The sequence below is a fragment of the Bacteroides sp. 2_2_4 genome (genome assembly GCF_000157055.1).
Classification (GTDB): Bacteria; Bacteroidota; Bacteroidia; order Bacteroidales; family Bacteroidaceae; genus Bacteroides; species Bacteroides ovatus.
The window spans coordinates 470,292-496,521 of sequence record NZ_EQ973359.1; the positions used below are offsets into that span (position 1 = coordinate 470,292).

The window sequence follows — 26,230 nt, forward strand, 5'->3', positions numbered from 1 at the left end:
AGTTACTTGTTTATTAAATCATTAATATCCATATTGTCTTCAGCAAACCGTTCGAGATATTCTTCGTAGGTTTCGCCGTTATAATATTCAAGGACTTCATTGATGTTGTCCAGCGTTACGTTATCGTAGTACGGTTCCCCGCCATAAGACTCATTATTGAACCAGTTGATCAGGTCGATGTAGGCATCTATGACGGTAAGGATGACAAGGCCGTCGATACCGGATTCAAGGGATTCGATTTCATCCGTTTCACGGATAACTGTCAGTTCATACGTGCCGTTGACTACCGGTTTATCCTGTCTGTTGCCGTCCTCATCCATTCCGGCAACTCCATATTCGAGAATGGCAAGAAGCTCGGAGCCGTCAGCCTTCAGGGTCATGTTCGAGATACGGAGCATGGAAAGTTTACGGGATGCCGTTTGTGAAGCGAGGACGTCACGGAGCATCTGAATGGCGTCAAGTTTAGGCGACGTTTCAAGACGCAGGCGTTGGACGTTCGGCATGGATTCTATTTGCAGGCCGGACGGGGCGGAAAGACCTGTATAGGTCAGTTCAGGAAGACCGACAAAACGGAGGCTTGTCATTGTTGGTGGAAGAGAGATGTCATTAATCGGAGAAGTCTCTGCAAGAGTGATGTTCTCCAGTTTGCTACCGGACGCATTGATATGGGCGATACGTGGGCATTTGTCGGTAACGAGCGTAGCGATTTGTGTGTTCCGGATATCGAGTGATACGAGGAAGGGCATTTCGCCGCAGTTCAGCGAGGTAAGCGGTGCGTAAGAACCGATGGATTGTTCTGTATGGGTGTCAGAGCCCAAGATAAGGGTTTCCACAAGTTGCATGGCGGAGAAGCTCACCGTACTTGACAGGGAGATTTCAGACAGGTCGAGCAACTTCATGCGGTCAGCCTGATAGATATACAGCAAGGCACCTTCCTCATGTGAGAAGTTGGTGAATACATATTCTTCGCCCGCTTCAAGGAAGCAGCTTTCGGAAAGGTTGCCGCTAGCGTCATTGCCGACACCGAAGTAACCGTTTTTAGCAGCGACAATCCGGATGGTGGCGTTTGATTTGGAAGATACGCGCCCGGAAATTACACCGCTGAAGAAATCACCGGTTTGGAAATAGCCGTCACGAATACGCCAACGTCTTTCGATGAAAGACGGAAGGGCGGTAAGTCCAAGACCTTGCAGGGCATAGAAGTAAATAGCATCAGAGGTGGCGGTATAGGAGATGTATTTCCGTTCACCGTCGTAAGAACTAACCAGTTTCTGCCATTTTTTGAGCCGTTTATCAATGAAGAAATGCGTAGCTCCTTCGGGTGAGAACGGGTGCAGGGTGACGCCGTCAATGGTCGCCTGAACGTTACGCATGGCGGCGGCAACGGTACGCAGGGAGAGTTCCGTACCGGATGAGTCAGTCCACACTACTTGCTGGAGATAGATGTTATTAAACAGAACGGAGCCGTAGCCAGCATAAGGGTTAGTGAATGTTTCATCGCTCGTCCGGTTGGGGTCCACCTCGGCGTCAACCGTGCAACCACCGTCGTTGTCCTTGCTATTGAGCGTATCGCAGTCATAGATTTTATTCAGGTACATGCGCATGGCATCCTCGGAGCTGTACACACCGTCTGTTACGGAAGCATACTCTTCCAAGAACCACATCGGCTGCATATTCTTGGCGCGTTGGTCAGTGGCGGCAAGGTAGTCGGTGAAGATGTCATAACTCAAGACACTTTCTGGGCAGGCGTATTTATACAGGTTTTCCTTCCATGTTCTTTGCCAGTTCCCGCCTTTGGAGTAATCGCAGGAATCACAGAAGCGCAACCATCGGTAGAGGTTATAGGGCACTTTCTTACCCAAAGCGTAATCAATGGCGAGCTGGTCATCATCGACAAGCGATTCAAAGTAGTAAGTCCATGCCGGGAAGGTATCAGCAGAGATAGTTCCGTTATCCACGAGTTTTTGAACCCATGAGGACTTGTCCGTTTTCATGGCCATCATATCCTGAACAGAACCGACGCCCTGAAACCAGTCCATACCTTGGTAATTAAGAAGTTCGAAGCCTTCAACGGGATTAAGGACATCACCGGTGACATTCCATTTGCCGTTTTCATACTTCATGGAACCGGACTGCTTTTTCCATGAGCCGTCCTGATACCTCATTATTCGGTACGAACTACCGCAATATAGGGAAAGCAGGTACACGCTGTCCGTATCGAGTCCGTCAGTCTGTTTGAAGCGTATCTCAATTGCGTCTAAAGTTTCGTCAGGAGTACCGAAGAACTCTATGAAGTCACCATAATTCAGGCAACCTTTATTATAGCCGGGGGTATCTTTGAAACCGAGGGCGAACTGTTCCCCTTTGTCTTCTTTCCAGTTGCCTTTGGCATGGAAATAGACGTTTTGCAGGCTGTCATCCTTACACCGATAGGTGGCTACCGGGTGATTGGCGGTGGAGTGGTTCATCTGCAAGCCTTCGATATGCAAGTCACCGCTGTCAAATGTTCCGTCAAATGCACGTTGGACAGGTGTCATATAGTTACCACCCAAGGCACGGTATGTAACGTTCATCATTTCACAGGCGCCGCAGTCGTTCGCATTGCCGGAATCGGAGTAATCGACTTTTACGGTAATGACATCGACCGGGATTGTATTATCACCGACCTGTACTTTGTTGATGGCAGCCAAGGCTATTGCACGGCGTCCTTCCTCCGTCGTATCGTCCGGATTAAGTAGTATGATTCGAGTGTCCTTGTTTTTGCCTTTACTCTTGGCGAGGTAGTAGCGTTTATTCTTTACCGGGCGTTTGGCAGAGGTGGTTCCCTGGTTGCGGGTTTGGACACTCACGGCCTTGAAATTACGCCACGGGCGTTCGGGGTCAAAGTAATAGAGCGTGATGTATATCTTCGTACTGGTGGAAGTGGTGCTGTCCAGTGCTTCTATATCGGAGCCTTCATAGGGGCATTCGACAATGTAAGGCATACCGCGTGAATAGATTTCGGCAGCTGACGGGCGGCTTTGGGTACTACCCTCGGCTGTCTGGCTTTTAAGGACGTCCTCAAAGGCGTATTCCTTCACCATTACCTCTGTATCGGTCAGACGGACAAGGTAGTTCTTGAACGCCTGTGCCCATTCCATATAGGAGTTCCAGGCCATCATGTAATAAAGATACAAATCACCCAGTTTGCCGTCCATCGTTATATACTTGGTTTGAATCAGGGAGCCGCCGCCCGGAACATAACCAAGACAGGCGACTTCCTCACCGTTGAGGAAGAGTTTCATCATGGAATATCGTGTGCCGTCACGTTCGACGTAGTTGCTTGCAGGTTCAACAACTACGGCTACGGTTATCTTTTCACCCTGCCGGTAGGCGCGTTCTTCACGACGGGCGACACCATTGTTACAGAAGATGCCGACCACCCGGCCGGTGACATAGAAGCCGGCACCGGACGTTTCGTCATAGCAGCTAAGGAGCAGGGCATCATCATCGGTCACGTTCTTGGAAGCGAAAGCGAACTGGATGGCGGCACCGTTGGATTCGATGGACGAGCCGGCAAACGGGGCATGGTTTAATGACACGCCCACATTCTCGGCTACGCGAAGGCAGTTCTCACCCAAGAATGTGCCAAAACCGTTGGTAGTCCAGTTGGCACCGTCCACTTTCATTTCATAATTACCGCTGACAATGCTATGGTCAGTTTCCTGATTGGTACGGGATGAGAAGTCAAAGTTATAGATGGCGCCTTCTTTTATGGCGGCGTCAATGGCGGAACCGCTAACTGTCACCCGGACAGGTTCGCTAGTCACGTCCTTGCATACGGCAGTATAGTTGACCGTATCGGTGCCGTCAGCCTTGTAGCCCTGCAGTTGTTGTTTGACCTGATAGGTTTTGTTACGACTGGCAGCAATTTGTGTTACCTGCACGTTATTGGCTTTCACGCTGACGGGTGAAGTCATTTCCAACGGGTCATAACAGGCAACATCAAGTTCTACGGTTTCGTACAGTCGGACTACTCCACCGTTTTTATCATCGTATCTCAAGGCGACAAGAGGTGTGGAACTATTCGGGTCAATTACCATGACAGCCGTGTAGATGACATTTCCTTTCACTCCGGATGCGACATCCGTTCCTTGGATGCGCAAGGGATAGGTACCGTGTTCTAGGCCGAGGGAAGCAGGGCGGATTACAACGGAGTGCGAGTAGTTGTCATTTACAACGGTGGTAGACAGGGATTGCCATTCACCATTAATCTTGATGTCAACCTGGGCACTGATACCTTTATCAGAGGTGTTGTTTCCGAACTTATAGAGTGGAAGGCTGAAACTTTCAGTTGTCGGAGTAAGCAGAGTTTCAGGGGTATAGTTGAGCACCTGCACACAGGTACAGGTAATATCAACAGCTGTTACATTGACATTCTTGGAACCAGTGTTGCCGCTTTCGTCAGTAGCTATCAGCTTGAATTTCCGAGTACCAGCAGCCGTAAAGTATGTGGTGAAGTCCAGTTCAAAGGAGAAGTCCTTCATGTCACCGGAAGATGCTTTGTTGACGGTTTCAGTCCAGACGGTAAGCCCGCTTTCACGGTCTACGAGTTCCAGTTTCTCAATCAGGTTGTCAGAGGATTCGACACCGTTCGAGGTCACGGAACGGATGGCGGCAAAGGTTAGTAGCGTGGAGCCGTAAGAGCCATAGACAGGTGTCGACTGGAAAGCAATGGCAACAATGGTACCACCAGTTTGACCGCCGCCACCCGTGCCGATAGCGAACTGCACTTCATCGCCAAGGGTTTCACCGGCAGCGTTCTTCATCTGAAGTTTTACAATGCCTTCTGTTTCCACGTTTACGTCGAGGTTGGCCGGAACATAGGCATAGGCGCCACCAGTTGAAAAGGCGTCCTTTCCCCCTTCCGCCGGTTCATCGGAAGTTTCAAAAACGGAACCGCCACCACCATTCCCGAAGGGTTTCCAAAGAGAAGGGGTCGCAAAATCGGACACAGCACCCTGGAACTGCCGGGTTTCCATTTCATACTCGCCTGTTTTGTAAGTAATGATGAGACCCGTTCGCTCATATTTGACGCCAGATTCCTGTTGATAGGAGACAATGGCGGCAATAGCGGTTTCAAGGGTATAGTAGCCGTCTTTCAATGGGCGGATCTCATCAACAATGACGATGGGGTGTGTTACATCGTCAGCGGGCGTGCCGCTCTTCATATCCTCAAGGGCTTGCTTATCCTCGGCGGACAAAAGGCCGGCTTGTTCAAGGGTAGCAGAAGGCAGACGGAAGCTGTCATCCGTTTCTTTACCGGTTGTTTTGGACACTTTCTTAAAATACACATTGAGATAGGAATCGTCAGACAGGACGGAGAAAGAACCCGGTTTGATTATATCGGAAGGGATATTTTTCATTGTATCTTCCAAAGACTTTCCACGGTTGCCGGGGAAAGCTTCTTCTTCATCTTCCCCAAGAGACAACGGTTCAGGCAGACATTCAGAAGGAACTTTACTTTCTTCGTTCAAAGGAGCGATACCGTTCGCTTTTCCTATCCTTTCCTCAAAGTCATTTATTACAGAGGTCCATTTGCCCCATGTAACACTCTCATTGGAAACAATACCTATTCGTGAGATTGTACAAACTGTACCTAAATATACACCTTCGGCATTGTCTGACATGGTAGCCAGTTGTATACACGAAGTGAATGATTGACAAACCTTATTAAGCTCCAACCGTTCAATTTGTATATTTACAGGAATCTTAGACGAATCAACAGACAAAATACACCGATAATTCCCAATAGAAGAATCCCCGGAATACATTGTTTTTAATTTATCTTTAAAGCTACCAATAGTAGTAAAAGAGCCAATACTTTTAAATGGGTCAGTCAAAGGATTGGATTTATCAGACACTCCTGTTATACGTTTCAATAACTCGGCGTCTCCATCCGATAAATCTTTTGCAATCTTATTGACATTCTCCACTAATGCATCAAAATCACCATTCACCATTTTAGCAATGGTACTTGAAAGTAAATCAATAGATATTTTCCGACCGCCACTAACTTCAACGTACATATCTTTGGATAGCTCTGTTGTATCAGTCAGTTGCTCTATTGTAAGACTGTTTGTCTTCAACGCTTGTAACACAAGGCTAATAATCTGTTGTTTTTCTGTTTCTGTCATAATTCTCTTTTTTAATCATTTTCATATACCCATACAAGCTCAATGGTCATACCAAGATTATCTATGTCGCAATCATAGACATTATCAAGATAAAGTTGGAACTCCTTCAGAGCACCAATATCTCCACCGTTAATACCTTTCAAGACACATACACCATCCCTACTGATTACACTCCCTTCAATGAGGTTAGTATACGAATCTCCTTTATATAGTACAGCACGCAAATTTATCGAACCGTTGTCCAAATCGTTCTTTAGTCTATCCAGTCCATTAACTGTAAGTTTACCGTAACCTCTTCTACCAATATACTTGTTATCTATGTCAGTCGTCTTGATTGCAATCAAATCCCAATATGAATTTTTATCAACACCTGGGTGATGAATACTGTTGACAGTAACCATAGTATCACTATTAATAGAAACTCCAGTATTAGGAATAGCCTTAGTCATATTGATATATGCTCCGACCTCTGCAACCCCACTTTCTGAACCATACTTGATACTACGCATTCCTTCATCATCTGCTATCCTATAAGCACCGCTTTGTACACACCTCATAGCAAGCTGGTTATTCCATTCCAAAACTGGATTCATCGTTCTTACCTTCTGTAACATTTGATTGAACACAAAACTCTTCAATCCCTCTATTTGCTGGTTAAGTTCCGGAACATTACTTTCCTTTCTGGTATATCGAACACCATCAAAGTAGACGTAATTACAGCATAAGACACGATTCAATAATTCAGCAAACCACACAGGGCATCCCATCCCATTTCCAAGCGTGAATAATACTGTTGTATATTCGTGGCTGAATAGCTCAACAATATCCTCATCAGAGGTCACGAACTGCTCATTATCCACACCGAACGTCCATCCGTTATCTTTGAAACCACCAGGAACGCGAAAATCAAAAAAGTATTGCATCCCATCTATCCACCAGACAGCATCAAGACGCTGCTTATTATCTTTCATTGAATACTGAATAAGGCTGGTTTCTGATAACTCACATTCATCGTCCGTAACTTTAAAAATCTCACTCGTATTCCCATTAACTGTTACAGTATAGTATCCACATGGAAGCAATGAAATGTTATAGAAATAAAGAATCTTATCATCATTCATCTTCCATGAGCTTAATGATACAGGTGTAGATATATTACTTAAAAGATTATTAATGTAAACTATAGGCTCCTGCTCTTTGGCTGTCAAAATCAATTCAACAAAAATCCTGTCTGTACGTGCGAATAATTGCACATATTTACTCTTCGCTCCAAATTTATCGGTAGACGGAGAAAAAAACAGTGGGGTAAACGGGCTTATAATCATATTTCTAGGCTTTTGTTATTGAACGGACAAATAAATCATACTTCACTCCCTCGTTTCTCTCAACTGTACTACTCACCTCTTTGATGTAGCCCTCGTAAACTAGATCATCTTTTAAGATTTTAATCGTTTCATCATCTGTTGGTGGAATATCTTCATTATAAGTTGTGAATGAAACATCTCCACAAGTTATAATACCACTTTCAACGTTAAAATCATCTTTCATTCCTATACCATTGACAACAACATCACTATTACCGTCAGAAGAAGAATAAGATAGTTTTTTAGTGAACATACCAATATAGCCGGCATTTGCTTGCAATATGCCTCCTTGCCAATACATGGTATTAAACATCGTTTCAGGATCAAGTACACCACTTATTTCCCAACCGCTCCTTATAAGCCTATACTCTTTATATGTTTGTACTCCGCCATTATCATGTAATGTAGTACTGGCACAAACAAAAAACACATCATTGTCACTTTCACTATCCGTTGTATCTTGGCCTCTCTTTTGCGATAAGAATTCAATTCCATAAACATCAGCACGGTAAGGGCTAATCAACTCTAATACATTATCAGTTATATCAATGCCAGTAGTATATTCAGTAGTAAATCGGAATTCGTCACGACCATTCATACTTTCATAGTCCTGTTTATCATATCCTACCCTAACCAAAGAATATATTCTTGATGAATCAACCTTATACTCAAAACTAGAAAAGCTGCTGTTTAAATCCTTTACATTGTTATCACTAAACAATTTGTCCCGGTGTTTAAAAAAAACAGTGACACCATTGATCACAGGCACAAAGCCAAAAACTGTTTCCATCCAGTTTTTAAACTTTGTATAAGAAGTATATAGCTTAGCTTGGGGGATTCCACGAATACTTTCAGCAGCTAATATCACGCAATTATCTAACCTTTCATCAACACCTGAAGCTATTTCACCATAGATACCTTCATTTCCACCATTCATGCTTTTAAGCAATCGGTTTAACACATCAATAGGTCTTATTGCATCCACATAGATAGGGTTAGCTCGAGAAGTAAAGCGTGTCTCAAATTTGAAATTACGAAAATAAATATTGCCAGTAGAAGCATTAACTCTGTTAAATGTTACCTTCAAATCAAAAAATAAAGCCTGCCCTTTAGTCAGATGAATCTTGATGGATTCATTCAGATTACTTGGAGTAACATCCCCCTTATTATACCCCCATCTTTTCAACTCGACTAAACGACCATCTTCGTAACGCCCACCTAGAACAATTTCAGCTTTAGTTGTATACGCATCACTATAACTGATATAGTATTCAAAACTAAAATTCAATACTATATCAATGTCGGACAAGGCTTTAACAAATACATTTGGATCATCTTTCGATTCCTGTGGTGCATCATAAAACTCAAGAGGTGAATCCCGTGACGGAAGTTCACCACCTGAAATATATAAGGGAAGCGAATATGTTATAGCTTCTACATATATTCCTTTGTCAATTACAATATATTGCAAAGAAGCATCATTTTCTACAGTATTACCACCTAATGTATGCGGTTGACTATAATTCATACTTACAGAATCATAATAAAGCTGATATACATCTTTTATCTCATCTACCGAATATTCGTACTGCGTTCCTTTGTTAGCCTTTATGATATTAGCGACACTATCATCTATCGAATTAATAGAAACAGTATTTCCATCATAGGTCAATGAACCGAAATCCAGTCGGCAACTGAAGAATTCTTCATAAGTATGAGAATTAGTTATAGTATAAACGGTGATACTAGCATTGGAAGCCAGGTATTTGCTCAAATACTCCTCCAATATGAGATCATAGGCTTCTCCAACAAACTGGAATTTTGAAGTAAAGGTTCTAGTTATTCCTTCAAGTCCGGAGCGTTTACGGGAAAACTTTATTTCATCCCAATTCTGAATACAAGATTTGGGAATATCATAGGAAATACTATCAACGGTAAGTACATATTTACAAAGCATTTTAACTCCTTTTGAACGTTCACGAGCAAATATATAGAAAAAGCCAACCGGTTTTCCGATTGGCTAAATTCTTGAAAATCACGCTTTGCTAAAATATGATATAACTATTTGTTTTTCAAAATAATATCTATACCAAGAAATAGAAAGGACTTTTCAATGTTCTCCATACTAATCTTTCCTTTTCCCTTCAAAAAAGCATTCAAAGGGCTTTTATTTATCCCTAAATGATCGGCTAATTCAATCTGTTTTATTCCTCTCTTTTTAAGAGCTTCTAATATCACTTCACGTATCATAAATAGTATTTTGAGACAAATATATGATTCTTGAACGACAATTCACCCTAAAGTAGGGCAAACCTGTCTAACCTCTTTCAGATTCTTGTTTCCAAAGGCACATTGTTTAACTCTAATCAAAAGAAGTATAATAACGAGGAAACATTTTATAAAAATTCTGTTGTCCTAAGAAAAGACCAAATTCCGATAAACTGTAATGTTCCGTTCTATTTAGGAAATTCACGGATTCAAACATAGCGTGAACTCTATTATCTAATGATTTATTGTAATTTCTTAAATCTTCTACTGTACTACAATTGTTGACGTATAAATCATACATATTTTTCCTATATTTTTTCGATATTTTATTAACATCCAAACGAAGAACAAATTCATTTCGTGTATTTATTCTTACATTACCAGGTTGTATTTCACTAGTACATATTAAATTATGTTCTTCCAACTCTTTTTTTAAAGCTGAATCTATATCAGATATTTTAAATCCTTTGTTAAAAATACCTCCAAAGCAAATTAATATTTCTTCTTCTACTAATGAAGAAGAACTTTCTGCATACGTAATACAGCCGGTATGTTTTAACAGTGCAAGAAAATAGACATCGTTTACATTGAAAAGAGAAGCTTCTTTAGGATAAAGTGGATAATTCTTAGCCAACATAGTTATACATTCGTCATATTCTGCTATACAAGTAAAAGTTACCAAACCACTATATATAAAAAATAAAGATGTCAGAAATTGTAAATGTTGTATTCTTATTTTAGGGGTTATTCTTATAGCATCATCAATAAGAACTTGGGTAAAAGTATGCTCGGAAACTTTAATTCTAGCAATAAGCAAATCTATTAATCTTTGCTTTAAATCAGAATCTCCACTTTTTGCATATTCTTTATAAACAGTATTTAAAATCATTTGGATAGCGGGTTCATTAAATCTTTTAAACGATTCTGGGCTATCATGTTGTATTCTAAGTAATGATTCATCGACGATTTCTTGAACACGCTTTTCAAATATATTTTGGGCTTCCCCATATAATATGGAAAATTCATTTCTAACAGTAGCAAGGGCTATCTCTTTGGCCTGGCTTTCTGTAATTCCTGAATAATAATCACCATTCACTTGAATAACAGTAGTATTTGTATTATTATTTGCATTTTGCTTAGTGTCTTTCATAATGCCCTCCTACCTGTGTAATTTTAGATTGTTTATTAGAATTAGCTTCCTGATGTATTGTTGTTTTTTTCTTTCTCGACAATACTTTCTTTATTATAAATCCCAAAAGACTTACGCCTATTCCAGAAAAAAGCCAGCCAGCATTATTTCTGCAAAATGAAAAAATAATAGTTATCAAATCTTGAGCTTCCATTTTTATTTACATTTAATAAATACATAATAAGTTCCTACTAGAAAAAACGTTCAAATATATCACTTTAATTTTATTGCAAATATAGCCAAAAGTTACGCTATAACATAACTTATCTAAAGTTTCTTTCTTCTGCAACCTTTTTCAAACGCTATTTAACTGTTTAAGAACTTATTTCTTGAAGAAGAAACTTCCGACCAGAGGAAATACGGCTCCTAACAGTTCCAACTGGTATATTTAATATTTCGCTTATTTCTTCATAAGAATACCCTTCTGCATAGTACATCACACTGTCAATACAACGGGATTTTTTAGCACACTGTTGTATTGTGGAAACCAAATCATCAAACAGTATTGAATGAGCTGTACAGTTAGAAATGGCACTTCCGTCTACCATATCAAGCCCTGTAAAATGTATAAGGGAATTTCTATTGTATCTTATTATATAAGTATTCCTCATTATAATAAGGCACCACGGTTGAAGTGGTTTAGAACAATCAAATTTATCACGATTCACAAGTAGCTTATAAACTGTATCACCGGCTAAGTCTTCAGCATCTTGCATGGAACAGCAGAATTTTCTTGCCACCTTTAATATCCAAGGATATATTTCTGATAATTCCTTTTCAAAGTCCATCGTCAGCCCTCCTTATTAGGTGTATCTTCGGTTCGCCATTAATGCACCTTTCCACATATTTCCGGTGCATGATACTTTGTTCGTGCATTTCCTTAGCAGAACGCTCGATTGAACTAATAAGAGTGCCTATATCGGGGGGCAATAAGGCAATCATTTTTTTTACCTCGGACACTTCTGCCGTTATCCGATTACACTTCGTCTCTAATGTACGTAATTCTGACAATAAGACATTGTATAAATGCCTATTTATACAATGGATGCTGTTTTTTCTATTCATAAAAAAGTCGTTTGTGATTCTAAAGGAGATGTACAAACGACTGTATGAAATAATTCGCTTTAATTAAAAATTAATCGAATTACAGCATATATGTAATACCAATATTATCATGTGCTTCTTTTTCTGATCGATATTTCAACATCAGCTTGATGAACGATATTCGCATAGACAGCAGCATTAATTACGCGGGAATCAATACTCATTTTAAAGAATGTCATTAGAAAAGCAATCTCGGCATCAAAAGAAGAACGAATTTGTTCAGGAGTAGCCTTACTTCCTTTATGTCCCTCACTGCGTCTTTCCTCGTTCCGTTTTTGCTCAAAAATTGCAGAATGAAGCAAATAATCAAGCTTCGATATAACTTGCTCATCACTCATATTTCGGATATCTACATTTAGTTGACCCAACACCTGACGAACATCATCATAAAAGCCAAGAGAAACAAGAGTCTGACATATACGAAGGCTCAATAGTTTGGCACGTTCCTTCACCATATCCTCTTTGTCCATAATCATAGCCTGCATACCTGAAGGATTAACAATGCTTCTGTATTCGATAATTAATTTAGATGCCATCTCTTTAAGCGTGCTTTCAGACATAGATCCGCGGTCCGAAAGCAAACAAGCATAGTTTCCACATGAAAGCTCAATGAAATCATTCAATGTTATCTGATTTAATCTTTCAATCATAGCTATTTCAGTTTAGACAACTTATACAGTTCAAATTCACGGTTAGACGCATCCTGACGCTGCATTTTAAGACTCTTCATCAAAAGGAGATTTGTTTTATCAACCCTTTTTTCTAATCGGGAATAATCATTGAAAACAGTGGTATCACCGGAAGAGGATGCAAAATATGTCGGTGAAAATGTGGGAAAGTCCCAATCCGGTATATCAAAATTAGAGATATCTACCTTATCAACATCAGGAAAGACTTGCGCACCTTTAGGAATATCAACTAAAGTTGGAGTATCAGGAGTAATCCATGCTTTTCCGGAATACATGATAACTTCATGTTTACCGGCATCACCAACCAAAGCAGCACCGCCGGGATGCCTATCATTACCTTTAGTACCTTCTGCATAAGAAGGAATAGGAGTGGCAAGAATTGTTGCTACTTGCATAGCCCCCATCGCCCCAATAACAGCAGCCATTACAGCACCGGCAATCGGACCTAACTGGAAAGCTTCCATAATACCACGAGCTGTTGCAATTCCAGTTTCTGCAACTTGTACTCCCTTATGCCAAACAGCTTGTTTATGGGCAATCTCTTGCTTTTGTTTTTCCAACTCCTTATTCTTGGCTTCTGTCTGATCCTTTGCTGCCCGTTTACGCGCTTCTGCTTCCTCTTCGGATATAGCTCCAGACTCTGCCAGATTCTCAATTCGTTCAATATCCTCATCATACTTTTCCTCATTAGCTTCCCGCTCTTCTTCTATTTTCTGAATCTGACCATCATAAATAGAAGAGACTAAGTTTCCAATAGCTCCCACAGCTTGAGATGCAGTTTGAAGCCATTTTTTCAAGTTCTTCTGACGTTCTTTCTGTGCTTTCTCATCCGCTTTAGTAACTTTATTGATAGCATCTATTTCTATTTCTGCTTCTTTTTGGGCAAGGTCCGCTTTCAATTTTGCAAGTTTCTCCTCAAGTTTCTCCCTTTTGTCCGTACTCAAGTTGGCAGTAGCAAGTTCGGATTCCAAAGCGTCAATGGCAGCTTCCGAGGTTTTACGTACATAATCTAATTTTAACTGATACTCAAGTTCTGCATACTCTTGCTGGGTTATTTCCTTAGAAGCTAACTGTTTTTTAAGAGCAAGCGTATCCATAACATATGCAGCATCCCGGATTTCCTGCTCATGCGCTGCATTCTCTGCTATTAATTGCACCTGATCGGATGCATGTCTTTCGTAAAGTTCTTGTTTCTTTTTTGCATATTTGTCGTCAATGAGAAAAACATCTTCACCTGTTTTCTCTGCTGCATCAATTTCTGCTTCACGTTGCAACTCCAACTGGTGCAATTTCAAATCAAGTTCTTCCTGGGACCCCTTTTTTACAACAGCAAGAGCGTTCTCAACATCTTTCTTTTCACGGTCAGAATTATACTTAATAGAGAATTCATCTAATTTATCCTGCATTTCTTTCGCCAAATTCTGACGAGTAGCAATTTCCTCTTTGCTATTACCCTTGACGGCAGCAATCTTCTTTGAGTAAGCAACACCAATTTTAGCAAGTTCTTTCTCCAGTCCCTCATCCATAAGAGCTAGTTCTGATTCCTGATAAGTTTCATGAATTTTCAGCTTCTCTTTGAGAGCTTTTTCCTGTTCACGTTTTTCTTTATCAGTAAGGACTGTTATACCTGAACCATTTTTGTCGTTACCCTTTGGACGGAACTTTTCTGCAATCACATCAAGTCCACGATTAAACTCATCGCTAGATGCTATTTTAAATAAGTTTTTAGAAAATTCCAACTGAGCCTTATCCGCTTTTTCTGCTTCCGATGTGTAATAGCCAAACATTTTAGCAGCACCATTCTTTATCCAAGACATATCTTCAAACTCTGATGTTGCATATTGAGCACGAGTTTTCATCCGTTTTAAAGCTTCTCTCTCTTGGGCCGTTACTTCAATACGTTTATTTTTCATTTGAATAACAGCTTTTGTGTATGCTTGTTCCTCTGTATCACCAGCATCAATAAGCCTCTTATATTCTGCCTGAAAATCTTTTTCTACTTCCAATAACTTTTTGTTCGCATCTTTTTTTGCAAGTGTTCTAAAATTATAATCTATCTTTTCTATTTTTTCTTCAGGAGATTTCAAATCATTGGCGATACCTCTTATTTTATCAGCCATCCAATTAAGAAACTCCTTAGCAGGTCCCGTTGACTCGGAGAAAGAAAGCATAAACGCTTCCCATGCTGAAGATAAGTTAGCAAGAGCTCCATGAACATTATCTCCCATCGTGTGAGCCATATCGCCCAATTCACGTTCTACACCAGTAATCTGTTCTCTAAGTGGTAATATTTTATCAACAGCGGTGAGAAAGGCATTAAAAGCGGCAACACTACGCTTATCAGTTAATTCAAGAGTAGTATTCAAGTCTACCCCTTTTTCTTTTAGCGATTTCAATCCTTCAACTAACTCAGGCAATGTTTTAACGGGCTTACCTAACGCCTTTGCCAGCTTTCCATTACTATCAGCTAAATTTAGAAAAACATTACGAGTAGCAGTAGCAGCCATTGAAGCATCAAAACCGGCATCCGATAATTTACCCAACAAAGCCAAAGTATCTTCAATACTGAAATTAAAGGCTTTTGCAACCGGTCCAACAATTGGTAATGCAGTAGCGAGATATGAAAACGACAATGCGCTTTTGGTTGTTGCGACAGCCATCGCAGACACATATCTTTCAGTTTCTCTTGTATCAGCATTAAACATACGAAGAGAAGCACCTGCCAATGAAGCCGCATCTGCTAATTCTGCCCCGGTAGCTTGTGCAAATTTTAGAACGTGCTCTGTTGCATCTAATATTTCTTTTCGAGTAAAACCTAGTTTAGCAAGTTCTATTTGCAAATCCGTAGCTTCGGATGCAGTGTATTTCGTTGTAGCACCCAAACGTTGAGCATCCGCAGTTAACTCCTTCACTTTATCAGAAGTGGTTCCTAATATTGCAGCAAGCCTACTATTAGCTAATTCAAATTTAACAATATCACCTACTCCTTCACGCAGTTTTGTAAATAAAGCAACAACTCCACTAACAACAGCTTGTGCACCAATATATCCAGCTGCCCACCCTTTTAAACCAGCACCAACTTTACTTAACCCAGGAGCAAGCTCTGTATTAAGCATCCTACCGGCATTCCGGGCAATAACACCCATATTCTGCATGGATTTATTACCGTTCTGTATCTCAACCCATGCAGCCTTTACTTCTTCCCGGTATGCACCGATAGTCATTTTCTGTTGACTATATCGATCGGAATTTCGCTTTATGTAATCGGTATTGATTCCGATTGTAGAATTAAGACGGGCAAGTGTACGAATATAGTTTTCATCCGTATCTTTCAAAACATCAACAGCCTTTTGCAGCTGCTTATTCATTTCCTTTGCTTGTGAACGGCTATGTACTTCCTGATTAGTCAAGATAATAGCAGTTCTGATAAGTTTTAAACGTTCTTCTTCAGATAGAACAGCTTTCTTACGAGTAGTATTACCGGCATTCTGCGCTTTTGTCAAGTTAGCTTCTGCTTTAGCAGCCTTTTCCAAGGACACAGCATTATCCGAGTTTGCTTTGGTTAGTTTCTTCAGTTCAGCAGCAGATAATTTCTCTACATTTAGCTTTTCCTCTATCTTCTTACTGACAGTTTGAGTTATTTCAGACTGTTTTCTAAGAGCTTCGGTTAATTCAGCAGATGCAGAACCAGCCGTTTTTGCTTGAGTATTATAAAGGTTACTCAACTTTTCAAGATCAGCAACACCTTCTACATTTAGTTTCAAACCTTTTGCTAATTCTTTGGCCGCATTAACATAATCAGCCCTCACACGCTCAATAGTATTATCAAGCTCCACCAATTTCTGCAAATCGCTCTCATCAACGAAATCTTTCAATTTTAAATCCATAATTACAGATAATGTCTATATTCAATAATCTTTCCTTTTATCTCAACTCCAAGTTTATCAAAAGCATAGGTACCATCTTCTTTCTGATAAACAACATACATGCAACCATCCAAGACAGCTGCTTTCTTTGCAAGATCACTGATACGTTCCAGTTCACTCTGCATCTTTTTTATTTCGCAACTACAAGCCATTTTCTACCGATATCCACATTCTGAAAAGAAACGTTCCATCCAGGGACGGAGATACATAATATTAAAGTACTCTTTAGCTGTATCACCAATGCCTAAAATCTGCTCACCGTATTTCTTCTCAATAGAACTACCGTCCGTAAATCCTTTCGTTGAGAATCGAAGCCCGGAATCAATTCTATCGGCAGTTATGCTATCATAGAAAGTACCAGTAATAAAGAGGTTAGGTACCTCAACCGGACGCGGTGGCAAATAAAGTATCTCACTTCTAAGAGGTGGAGTTATCCTCTCCTTCCATCGTTTATATTGTTCCGCACGGTTCTGCCAGGGACCGGGCTCGTTAAAATAGGTGTCAGTATCATAATCAGGATTCAATAGATGTTCGGTACCGTCCAAGCCGGAATATAATTGTTCCTGAATACAATCAACGAGCACATTCTTATGTTCTTCCATACACCTAATACATTCCTCTTCAAACCCGGATGCAATGGAATGAATAACTCTATGTAATTCATCAAAATCTGCCATACAGTAAAAATATAACGGGCTGGGCTGTAATCACACCCCAGCCCGTCGGTTACTTAGTTATCGCATCGTACACTTCCGAGAGCTTCTTCTTACGGTCAGCTTCCTTCAGTTCCTGCCACACGACTTTAATGTGCGCATTAATAAACTCTTCCTTCGTCATGCCCTTCACAGCAACCTCGACGAACGTAACATTATCTACCTTCATGACACCTGCTCGATACCTCTGATTCCTTTTTCATACAATACAGAAGGAGCTTTCAACGAAGGAACCGCCCCGGCTTTAGGAACAATGGTAATGATACCATCCGAATATGTAGCAGAAGTTACGTTATTCATAACTTCAGCAGCACCATCAGCAATAAGACTGCCAAATTCTTCTGTACGGTCATAACCACCAACAACTTCAACTATTTTGTAAGTATTTTCGGCCTCCAACTTTTGAAACACAACATCAACCAAGCCTTTAACGAAATTCTTGGGATTGAAGTCTAACTGCACGTAGTCAAAGTGCAATTGGCTGTCTTCCACATCTTCATGTGAAAAACTAACAGTCATCGCAGACTTAGCACTACTGGTCGGGTACTGTGTCACGGTCGGGTAAACAGTAGACATCGGAATACCGGCAAGGATATCAGTGTCATCATTATAACCGATCAACATATTATCCTGATTCCAAAAGTAAACGTCCCATCCTTTATTGGCACATTTCAGAAGCTGGGCATTCAAAACCTCATCAAATTTCTTCAAAGTGAAGGTGTCTGTTTGAGCGCTAAGCCCGTTGTATTCACTTGCACCGTACCCTACAGGATTAACTTGAGGCTCTCCACCATTCTTGGCATACTCCAGGAATGGCAAAATAGGGTAAATACGCCCGGGACGGTCTGCATGGCACAATTCGAGCAACTTCTCACCTGTTATATCAGCAGGGAGTTTGACACCATGTTCTGTCAAGATAGCACCTTTGACTTTTTTCCAGTCAATGCTACAGGCAGAACTACCAGTGTTCATCCGGGAACCCTTACACGTTCTAATCTTTCTCATTTTCTTCTACAATTAAGATTATTAATTTTTATTTCCATCGAGCGTATATTTATGGCATCAATCGGCTCGCTCACAGCCTCACCGGAATCTGTATAGGCTCCGTATCTGCCATATGAATAGTTTTCTGAATAACTATGTTTCACTTTTTCGTCATAGTCGCAGTCGAACCGAGAATCTTCATATAATACTTCCAATAAACGTTTATAGATTGGCCGAAGGATATTTTTAAAAGATGTGGTTCTGCGCATCTCATTGCTCCACTCTTTACAAGAAGAACATGCTATAATTAACGAAACCTTTGCTTTTGAAAAATAATCCGCATCACCTCTATCCTCACTAATTGGAGTGAATAGTGCAACCAATGGAAACTTCCTTTCAGACTGGGCAGAAGACTTACTGTATTCATCTAAAATATCTTTGATATATTGACTGCTACCAAAGATGTAATTCAATCTTGGTGACTTTACAATTTTTGCCCCACCTTTCCCATTAGGGTAGAGGATTTCAAGTCCTTCAGGAAGTTTTCTAACTACTTCTTCAAACAGTTCTGTTATATCCAATTCCATCATAAATTGAAAGCATTAATGGGAGTTAATAGGTTCTTTTGAATCTTCAAACCGGTGAAAGGACAATCATCGGACATCGCCCATTCTACAAAGAGTCGGTTCTTCTTCACCATGCTGTTCCAGACACTAACCTGTCTCTTAATCGGAGATATATACTCGTTAGCACATTTCAATCTTACAAGACCAGTGATAGTAGCCTGTGTATTCATATCACGTAAAATGTGAAAGAACACATAATCGGCGAACGGTTCACTTAGCTTTTCACATAAAAGTGCATATCCGGATTGAGGTTCATCTTTTTCCAAGATATCAACCTCATCTGAAGAATCCTCTTTTTCCTGTTCTACGATCTCCAAATAATCAGTAATAGCTTGTGAAAGACTAAAACCGACAGCAGTATGAAGAAATTCGGTCTGAAATGCCTTGATATACCCGTTTATCACCTCATTTACTGCAAGAGACTGGGGCGAAGGCATTTCAGCGACCGAAGCATTCTCAATATGCCTGGGACCTGACGTAAAATATGAAACATCAATCAACATGGCAATAGTTATTTAGAAGCCTTACCCTTTCCGGTTTTCTTTTCATCTTCCACGGAAACGGTTTTATCATCAACAACAGTTACTTCCTTAGCATCTCCAGCAGGCAATTCTTTTGAATCGGCAGCCGGAAGATTCTTGTTATCAGAAGGAATCAGGGCTTCAAGTTCTGCAATACGAGCTTTCATTGTATCACGTTCATCTGTCAGTTCAACAATAGCTTTATCTTTCTCCGTAATGGATTCAGTAAGTTCACCGATTTTCGCATCTTTCTCTGTGAGCATACATTCCAATGTCTTTCGAGCATCTTCTTCTGTAACAAGACCACACTCGGAAATAGGGGTGAATGAAACCACCCCTCTACCAATCCGAATGCGTTGCTCTTTAAGCACATTGGCTACATCCTTATCATTACCTCTAAGTATGTAATCCATAATCCTACGCTTTAGTTATTGCAGTCTTCAATGCGGCCAAATCCCCATAAGCGAAAGCCCACGGCATATAAATCGGGAAGATAACTTCTTCTTGTGCCATCAACACAACCTCATTGCAAAGCTTGGTCTCCACATCTTCAGCCCATTCAAGTGTCAAAGTGGTATAATCAACCAAATTTGCGGCTTGGTTAAAGTCACCTAAAAGATACTTACCTGGAAGAATACCACCATACTCGATAATCGGACGACCGGCAATATATTTCACCCCATCAACCATTTTAACGATACCAAGATTACGTCCTGTCGTATCTTTTTCTGATTCCATACCGTTAACAGTCATTGGATTAAGAATAATAGCATTCGGAAAATACTGGGCATATGTCATTGCGGCGAAAGCTGTTTTCACTACATCTTCAGAGTTGGGTTCCTCAATGTTCTTAAAGCCGGCTTCATGAACACTGAATGTCATTTTATCCGTAGCCGTTTCAGCACCGGAGAACGCGACACCAGAAATAAGGATACGACCATCTTCCATTTTCACAAGAGCGTGTGTTTTGTTCAGTTCTGTAAGAACAGCGGCACCAGCGAACGTGATACTCATTCCATCAAGAATCAAATCCTGTGGTTCTGCAAACTCTACAATCACATCCTTATCACCGTTATATCCGGTAATAGCTTTTACAGCACCGGCGGCACCTGTAACAATGGCTGTACTGATAATCTTCTCTACAGAAGTCACCCCAGTATTATTAATAATACCAAGCAAATTCTCACCATTACCGTCACCAAACAAGATGTTCCAGTCTTCTGCCATCCAAACAGCTTCAGGAAGCATGTTCAAGATGTAGGAACGAATGTACACTCTTGATTTCAACATACGTTTTGAGATACGGATATGAGTACCAAGGCGCTTAGTTCCTGTCTGTATCTCTTTTACCTTGATGCTTGATTCAGGCAAACGCCCATTCTCTGTTACAAAACGGGCATTGCGGTTGAAAGCATATACTTGTGCATAGGCAAGTTGAGGGTATGCAGGATCAGCAGTCAACGTCGTTAATACATCACGCATATGCAACTTTTTGTTGGCAACCTGAGTCACAACACGTTTCTGTTGTTGAGTAATCAACAAATCACCGGTGTAATTGTCAGTCATGGAAACGACATCTTTCAAGGAGAAGCCGTCAAATTCTCCTGATTTGCGTGTTTTTCCTTCTGCGAAATCTCTGAATTTTTCAGAATCAAGCATCTCGTTCAACTTCTCATCGAACTTGTTGATAGTATCCATAGAAAGACCTTTCTGCTTCATTTTCTCGATACTTTCACCTAGAGTTTTAACTTGTTCTACAAGTTGCTCGTTGTCCTTTACCAATTGCTGGAACTTTTCTCCATCATAGGCTTTCAATAGATTATTGATGTCACCAAACTGTTTCGTTACCTCCTCCGGTGAGGCAAATCCTTCAAGTGACTTGTTAACTACTTCACACATCATGCCGACAATGTTTTCCATGAAAGTTTTCTGTTCTGCCGGCAGACCGTCTGTTTTCAGATTAAAATCTGATACTGTAAATTTTTTAGGCATAAAATTTAAATTTTAAGTTATTTATTCTCGAAACAGCTATTCAAACTCTTGAAATCGAGTAAAGTGCCATTATCAGCGGCTTTAATCGTTACTTCATCGTTCCCATTTTCCCCGTCATTCTTTTCTTGAGTGTCAACAGACGGCTCATTTTTTCCGGTGGTATTTTCAGAAGTGTTTTGCAGAATAGCATTCGAACGATATACTTTTCCCCAACAGTGGGGACATCTTACATAATTCATAAGGTCTTGTAGACCCTTTTGAGTAAATTCTTTCTTTTCTGATTTGACAGAATCAATAAGAGAAATTACTTGGGTTCTAATCTCTGGAGTGAGCTTCTCCATTTCTTCCCTTACAATGTCCTGTGTTATCCATCTCTGATAATCAGCAGCATAATCTAATACCTGTTGGGCAAAGGTATGCTCCGTTTCTGCATCATAATCAAATTGATAACCACAATGAGGACATGAGACAACGGCACCACCGTTGAGGCTCTTCAGTAATAAACTTAATTCCATATCGTATCCTTTTAAACGTTCATCACTATATCCATGCTGCAAGAACGCTTTCCGGACGAAATCAACAGCCTCCTTTACCTGGTCAGCAGTAGCAGACTTGATATTCACAAGGAACGTCTGGGGATTACTCCCCCAACTTGTCAATGTTGAATATTCCATCATACGCCATTCAAGCACCTTACAAGGATCGATAGAATCCCTTTTGATAGCTTTTACTCCGATAGAGTGTTCTAGGGTTCTTCCATTCTCTGCAAACAGCTTATAATCAGCCAACGTATCACGTCCAATCTGTTTTTCAAGATTTAACTGACCGACCATAACCAAATTACCTTCTGTTTCCTTACCACTCAACGGAACACCTAACAACTGGTCTGTACGATGATTCAGGAACCAACGCATCCGACCAATATTTTCTTTCAATGTCTTATTGAATGAGCCGGGCATAGATATGTCATTTTGTGAGTCCTTCACACCGATACCGTTCACCGCAACGGTAACGATACCCTTCTCATCAACATCATTTGCCTTTGTCTTGTACTGAAGGCTTTTGATTTTCTCTTCCATCTTTTTCATCTCCACTTTTAGTGTTAAAAACTCGATTTACTTTATCCAGTTCCTCATCTGACATATCAAATTTCAATTTGTCAAACAAGGGATTTTCTATCATACTTTCGCCTATTTGGGCACGCCAGTCATTGAGTGTTATAAGCCCACATGAGAATTGTTCACGACAACGTTTATTTATATTTGTCTTTACGTCCTCGGATTCTTTCAATCCTTCCTGCAAACAATCAACATCAGAGAAATCACAATCCAAATAATATCCCCCTCCTTCAAGACCAAGGAAAGCTGTAAAATCCTTGCAGAATTGTTTGGCCATAGGAATAACAGTTGAACAATATACGCTCTTTTCAGCAGTAGCCTGATTGCTAAATGTGGACTGGTCTTTTCGCGGAACAAGAACGGCAGGGATGCCGTATGCCCCTGCAATATTTATTGCATCAGCCAAAGTCTCTTCAAACGGCTGTAACTCTGCAATAGAAAGATTAGTACGAACAAAGTCAATGTCTGCATCTGAAATACCATAAGGTACCTGGCCCTTCCTTACACCATACTTCTCAAAATTTTGCTTCAAAAGCTGTTCCTTTTCATCGTCAGTCAACGCTATTGAACCGGTAGCATCAGTTTTCTTACTTACAATAAAGCCCAATCCACCCCGCTTTACATAAATCACATTTCTAGCTTCATATACAGCTATTAGATTTGACATTGGCTTATTTTGGGAAGCAAGACGACTTTTGGACTTCAAGAACATAGCCCCTGAATAGAACTCTGCACTTCCGTCTCTATCATGCCATATTTGGTATGGGGGAATTTCCAAACTACCATTCCAACCATATTCCAAACGATAACTACGAATAATATCTTCTGTTTGAGCAATACCAAACAATGGCACATTTCCATAAACCGGTTCTACAATAGTCCTATCAGAAGGTATTACCCAATAATTATCACAATACCGCCATTTTTCAGCATTAGAAAAGGCATCAGACATAGCAGCACGAATAAAACTATTCCCTGTACACAATTTATAAATATGGTGCTGATAAATCAATTCTTTCCAACGCATCAAACAATTAGGACGGCTAAGTATGCCATTCATTCGTTTATTCGCCCATACTACACTATCATCCTTAGTTTTCTTCAATTGAAAATTAGCACCTGCAATTCGCGATGCAATATAATCGATCGGAAAAAAGACTTCAGGTATCGTACTGAATAGCGTTAGATAGTTACTGCCCGCTACAATAGGACTAGTAAGGTCCTCAATGTATGCAACTGACCATTTTTCAGTCTTGCCACTTTGAGTATCTATATCCTTATTTTCAGATGAAGTAACTATTTCAACTTCACCTTTAGTCTTAGATTTCTTTCCAAATAGATTATCAAAAAAAATATTCATTGGGTTCCTTTTTGAGCAAAACTAAGTAAAAAGGAAAACCGTTTTCCAAAACACTAAAATCTTGAAATTATGAGAGCATATCAATTATAGCATAACATATTTATTTTCAGATACATAAAACACAAATCAATTCAAACCTAATTTTACAACGAACTGCACCAACCCGCTCAAAACTGCACTGGCCTCTTTTGTTTCACTATCTTTATTATAGTCCATCAGGTTATTCATGAAGGCAACATATTCCGTATCAGATTCTACTTTTGATGCAGAAAAAAGAATACTATTTTTCACATAATCAGATGTTGCAGCAATACGCTTATCTACATCCGGAAACTCTTTCATTACACGAATCTCCTTGTTTGTACTAGAACGGAGTTCCCGGATAAAAGGAAAATAAGCATCTGTACATTCAATTACACATGAATCAGATTCATGGGACAAAATAGAAGAACGTATATCTTCTGTTGAAGTAGTATCCATAAATACGACATCAACAACATGCCATTTATTTCCACATCTAAACGCTTGTATAAGGACAAATTTCCCATTAACATTCGGCATCACATATAGAATCTTCTTAGTGTATTTACATTCGGTATCTGGATTGAAGAAATTAATAGTGCCATTACAAGCATACAAGTTTCTTTTTCGCCGGTTACTAAACTCTATATACTGCTCACTACACAAATCCACAACGACATATCGGAACGTATCAGACAGGTGCCCGTGCTCCTCATAAGTCTGCAAGGTAGTTTTATTCTTGACCTTAGTTTTAAGAATGGCACCGTTAGCATCTTTCTGTACGCTCATGTAGTCCTCAATAGATACCGAACATGATTCGTCAATGTATATTTCTATACCGGGAACAGTACAATCAAAGATAGCATTGATAAACTCACCGGTCATGGCAACACTCGGATTCTTGTTGCCTACCTTATCTTCAATCTCGAACCCTTCTTTCTGCAATGTATCTATGAATAAGTCCATCCAAGAACGTTTTTCATCATCAATGCTATTGGCCGCCTTTGTTGAGGCATCCCCGTGTAGGTAGACTTTATCACTATACCTGATATCTTTCAGATACTTGGCTACAAGTTTAGAGGACTTCTTTACTGTATTGTTAGGACTTTCGGCGCATGTCTCATGGAACTGCCAAACCTTGATACCGGTAGTGAAATCTACTTGCCAGTACGACACACTGATATATGGCAGTACGTTATTATCTACTGATATATGAATAGGCAGGTCCGGGATATATTTATGTTCACCGGAATGTTTGCCACGGTTGAACGAACCGAAGAACTCGCTACCGGTACGAATAACACCCCACTCTCCCAATGCGTACACATTGTAATAATCCGGATCGTGGACTCTATCATACTCAAAGTCGGCAACACATTGCTCATCATAGAAACCATACGTACCGTCAGGACTACCGACCACCCAAAAATTATTCAAATAGGTAGATTGGATAATAACTGTATTAGGTGCCTGTTCCTCGATTTGCTTAGTACGAAGATTAAGTATTTGCCTGGGTGCATTCTTCTTTACGGATTTGACCTTGGTAAGTTCTTTCGGCAACTCTTTGCCGGCAATGGTAACCGTCATCGGTACATCATGCCATTTGTCTTTATCAATGAACTCTTTCTTTATCCAGTGGCTTTCACTGATCGGATTAAAGGTACAAATAATCTGCTGCCCTTTCTTACCACGCAAACGCTTACGTAGCTGCTTGAAATCCGGATGCTCGAACTCTGACCATTCCTCTAACTGAACACGCTTATAGTTGGAGATACCTTTTATCTTTTCCGGATCGTCAAGACCGGAAAAATCTATCTTCGCACCATTAACCAGACACTTAATAGTATTCTGTTGGAACTTGAACAAATGGGAGATGCCAAGACCGGCCGCAGCGACTTTATAATCTTCATAAATGGTTTTGAGAATAGAAGCTCCTACCTTACGCATGACAAGAGTGTTTTCACCATCCTGTAATGTCTGTATCAGTATGGTTTGTGCCACACTGTACGATTTACCGGAAGATGAGCCACCATACAAGATAATGAAACGGATAGTCTCATCATTCAAGTACTTCAATAGATAAAATCCGTTAGGATTTAGCTTCTTATAATTTATAACCATATTGTTCTAAAAGTAAGGTTTCTCCGTAGGGTGAATACCGGATTTTGCAGTTCAAATT

At 40.3% G+C, this 26,230-nt stretch carries 20 protein-coding genes; all 20 read right to left on the minus strand.

From position 1 onward, the window contains the following. Positions 1-2 precede the first annotated feature (2 nt). Positions 3-6,176 carry a hypothetical protein gene (locus BSCG_RS15070; RefSeq protein WP_008775902.1) on the minus strand — a complete coding sequence of 2,058 codons (6,174 nt, stop codon included), beginning with the start codon at positions 6,174-6,176 and terminating at the stop codon, positions 3-5. A gap of 11 nt (positions 6,177-6,187) precedes the next feature. Next, positions 6,188-7,501: a hypothetical protein gene (locus tag BSCG_RS15065; protein ID WP_008775903.1), complete on the minus strand. Its 1,314-nt coding sequence runs from the start codon at positions 7,499-7,501 to the stop codon at positions 6,188-6,190. A gap of 4 nt (positions 7,502-7,505) precedes the next feature. Then, entirely contained in the window at positions 7,506-9,497 is a 1,992-nt protein-coding gene (locus BSCG_RS15060; protein WP_004311560.1) for a hypothetical protein, read from the minus strand. Between the two features lie 104 nt (positions 9,498-9,601). Then, complete coding sequence (locus tag BSCG_RS15055; protein WP_008775904.1) at positions 9,602-9,790, minus strand: helix-turn-helix domain-containing protein; 189 nt, start codon at positions 9,788-9,790, stop codon at positions 9,602-9,604. Positions 9,791-9,902: 112 nt separating this feature from the next. Further along, positions 9,903-10,958 carry an LPO_1073/Vpar_1526 family protein gene (locus tag BSCG_RS15050; protein ID WP_008775905.1) on the minus strand — a complete coding sequence of 352 codons (1,056 nt, stop codon included), beginning with the start codon at positions 10,956-10,958 and terminating at the stop codon, positions 9,903-9,905. Next, positions 10,945-11,151, minus strand: coding sequence for a hypothetical protein (locus BSCG_RS15045; protein ID WP_008775906.1), 207 nt, complete (start codon positions 11,149-11,151; stop codon positions 10,945-10,947). Before BSCG_RS15045 ends, BSCG_RS15050 begins: the two co-directional genes overlap by 14 nt. A gap of 160 nt (positions 11,152-11,311) precedes the next feature. Continuing rightward, positions 11,312-11,785 (minus strand): RNA polymerase sigma factor, encoded by a 474-nt coding sequence (locus BSCG_RS15040; protein ID WP_008999349.1) that lies wholly within the window; start codon positions 11,783-11,785, stop codon positions 11,312-11,314. Positions 11,786-12,169: 384 nt separating this feature from the next. After that, positions 12,170-12,751, minus strand: a complete 582-nt coding sequence (locus BSCG_RS15030; RefSeq protein WP_008775909.1) for a hypothetical protein — start codon at positions 12,749-12,751, stop codon at positions 12,170-12,172. A gap of 2 nt (positions 12,752-12,753) precedes the next feature. Then, on the minus strand, positions 12,754-16,680 hold the full coding sequence (locus BSCG_RS15025; RefSeq protein WP_032849491.1) for a phage tail tape measure protein: 3,927 nt from the start codon (positions 16,678-16,680) through the stop codon (positions 12,754-12,756). Continuing rightward, the gene (locus BSCG_RS29960) at positions 16,680-16,841 is read right to left on the minus strand and encodes a hypothetical protein (protein WP_171034495.1); all 162 of its coding nucleotides are present in this window, start codon (positions 16,839-16,841) and stop codon (positions 16,680-16,682) included. Before BSCG_RS29960 ends, BSCG_RS15025 begins: the two co-directional genes overlap by 1 nt. A gap of 30 nt (positions 16,842-16,871) precedes the next feature. After that, the gene (locus BSCG_RS15020) at positions 16,872-17,393 is read right to left on the minus strand and encodes a hypothetical protein (RefSeq protein ID WP_008775912.1); all 522 of its coding nucleotides are present in this window, start codon (positions 17,391-17,393) and stop codon (positions 16,872-16,874) included. Positions 17,394-17,442: 49 nt separating this feature from the next. Next, positions 17,443-17,598, minus strand: coding sequence for a hypothetical protein (locus tag BSCG_RS29965; protein WP_004300280.1), 156 nt, complete (start codon positions 17,596-17,598; stop codon positions 17,443-17,445). Continuing rightward, positions 17,595-18,434 carry a hypothetical protein gene (locus BSCG_RS15015; protein WP_004300278.1) on the minus strand — a complete coding sequence of 280 codons (840 nt, stop codon included), beginning with the start codon at positions 18,432-18,434 and terminating at the stop codon, positions 17,595-17,597. Before BSCG_RS15015 ends, BSCG_RS29965 begins: the two co-directional genes overlap by 4 nt. Further along, positions 18,431-19,003 carry a hypothetical protein gene (locus BSCG_RS15010; protein ID WP_032849492.1) on the minus strand — a complete coding sequence of 191 codons (573 nt, stop codon included), beginning with the start codon at positions 19,001-19,003 and terminating at the stop codon, positions 18,431-18,433. The genes BSCG_RS15015 and BSCG_RS15010 overlap by 4 nt, the downstream gene beginning before the upstream one ends. Next, positions 19,000-19,542: a hypothetical protein gene (locus BSCG_RS15005; protein ID WP_008775914.1), complete on the minus strand. Its 543-nt coding sequence runs from the start codon at positions 19,540-19,542 to the stop codon at positions 19,000-19,002. The genes BSCG_RS15010 and BSCG_RS15005 overlap by 4 nt, the downstream gene beginning before the upstream one ends. 8 nt (positions 19,543-19,550) lie before the next feature. Beyond that, a complete protein-coding gene (locus BSCG_RS15000; protein WP_008775915.1) occupies positions 19,551-19,973 on the minus strand; it encodes a hypothetical protein in 423 nt (140 codons plus the stop codon). Between the two features lie 4 nt (positions 19,974-19,977). Continuing rightward, positions 19,978-21,552 carry a phage major capsid protein gene (locus BSCG_RS14995; RefSeq protein ID WP_008775916.1) on the minus strand — a complete coding sequence of 525 codons (1,575 nt, stop codon included), beginning with the start codon at positions 21,550-21,552 and terminating at the stop codon, positions 19,978-19,980. A gap of 17 nt (positions 21,553-21,569) precedes the next feature. Further along, positions 21,570-22,631: a phage prohead protease HK97 family gene (locus tag BSCG_RS14990; RefSeq protein WP_004311553.1), complete on the minus strand. Its 1,062-nt coding sequence runs from the start codon at positions 22,629-22,631 to the stop codon at positions 21,570-21,572. Next, the gene (locus tag BSCG_RS14985; RefSeq protein ID WP_008775917.1) at positions 22,585-24,030 is read right to left on the minus strand and encodes a phage portal protein; all 1,446 of its coding nucleotides are present in this window, start codon (positions 24,028-24,030) and stop codon (positions 22,585-22,587) included. Before BSCG_RS14985 ends, BSCG_RS14990 begins: the two co-directional genes overlap by 47 nt. A gap of 126 nt (positions 24,031-24,156) precedes the next feature. Then, entirely contained in the window at positions 24,157-26,172 is a 2,016-nt protein-coding gene (locus BSCG_RS14980; RefSeq protein ID WP_008775918.1) for a PBSX family phage terminase large subunit, read from the minus strand. Positions 26,173-26,230: the final 58 nt, after the last annotated feature.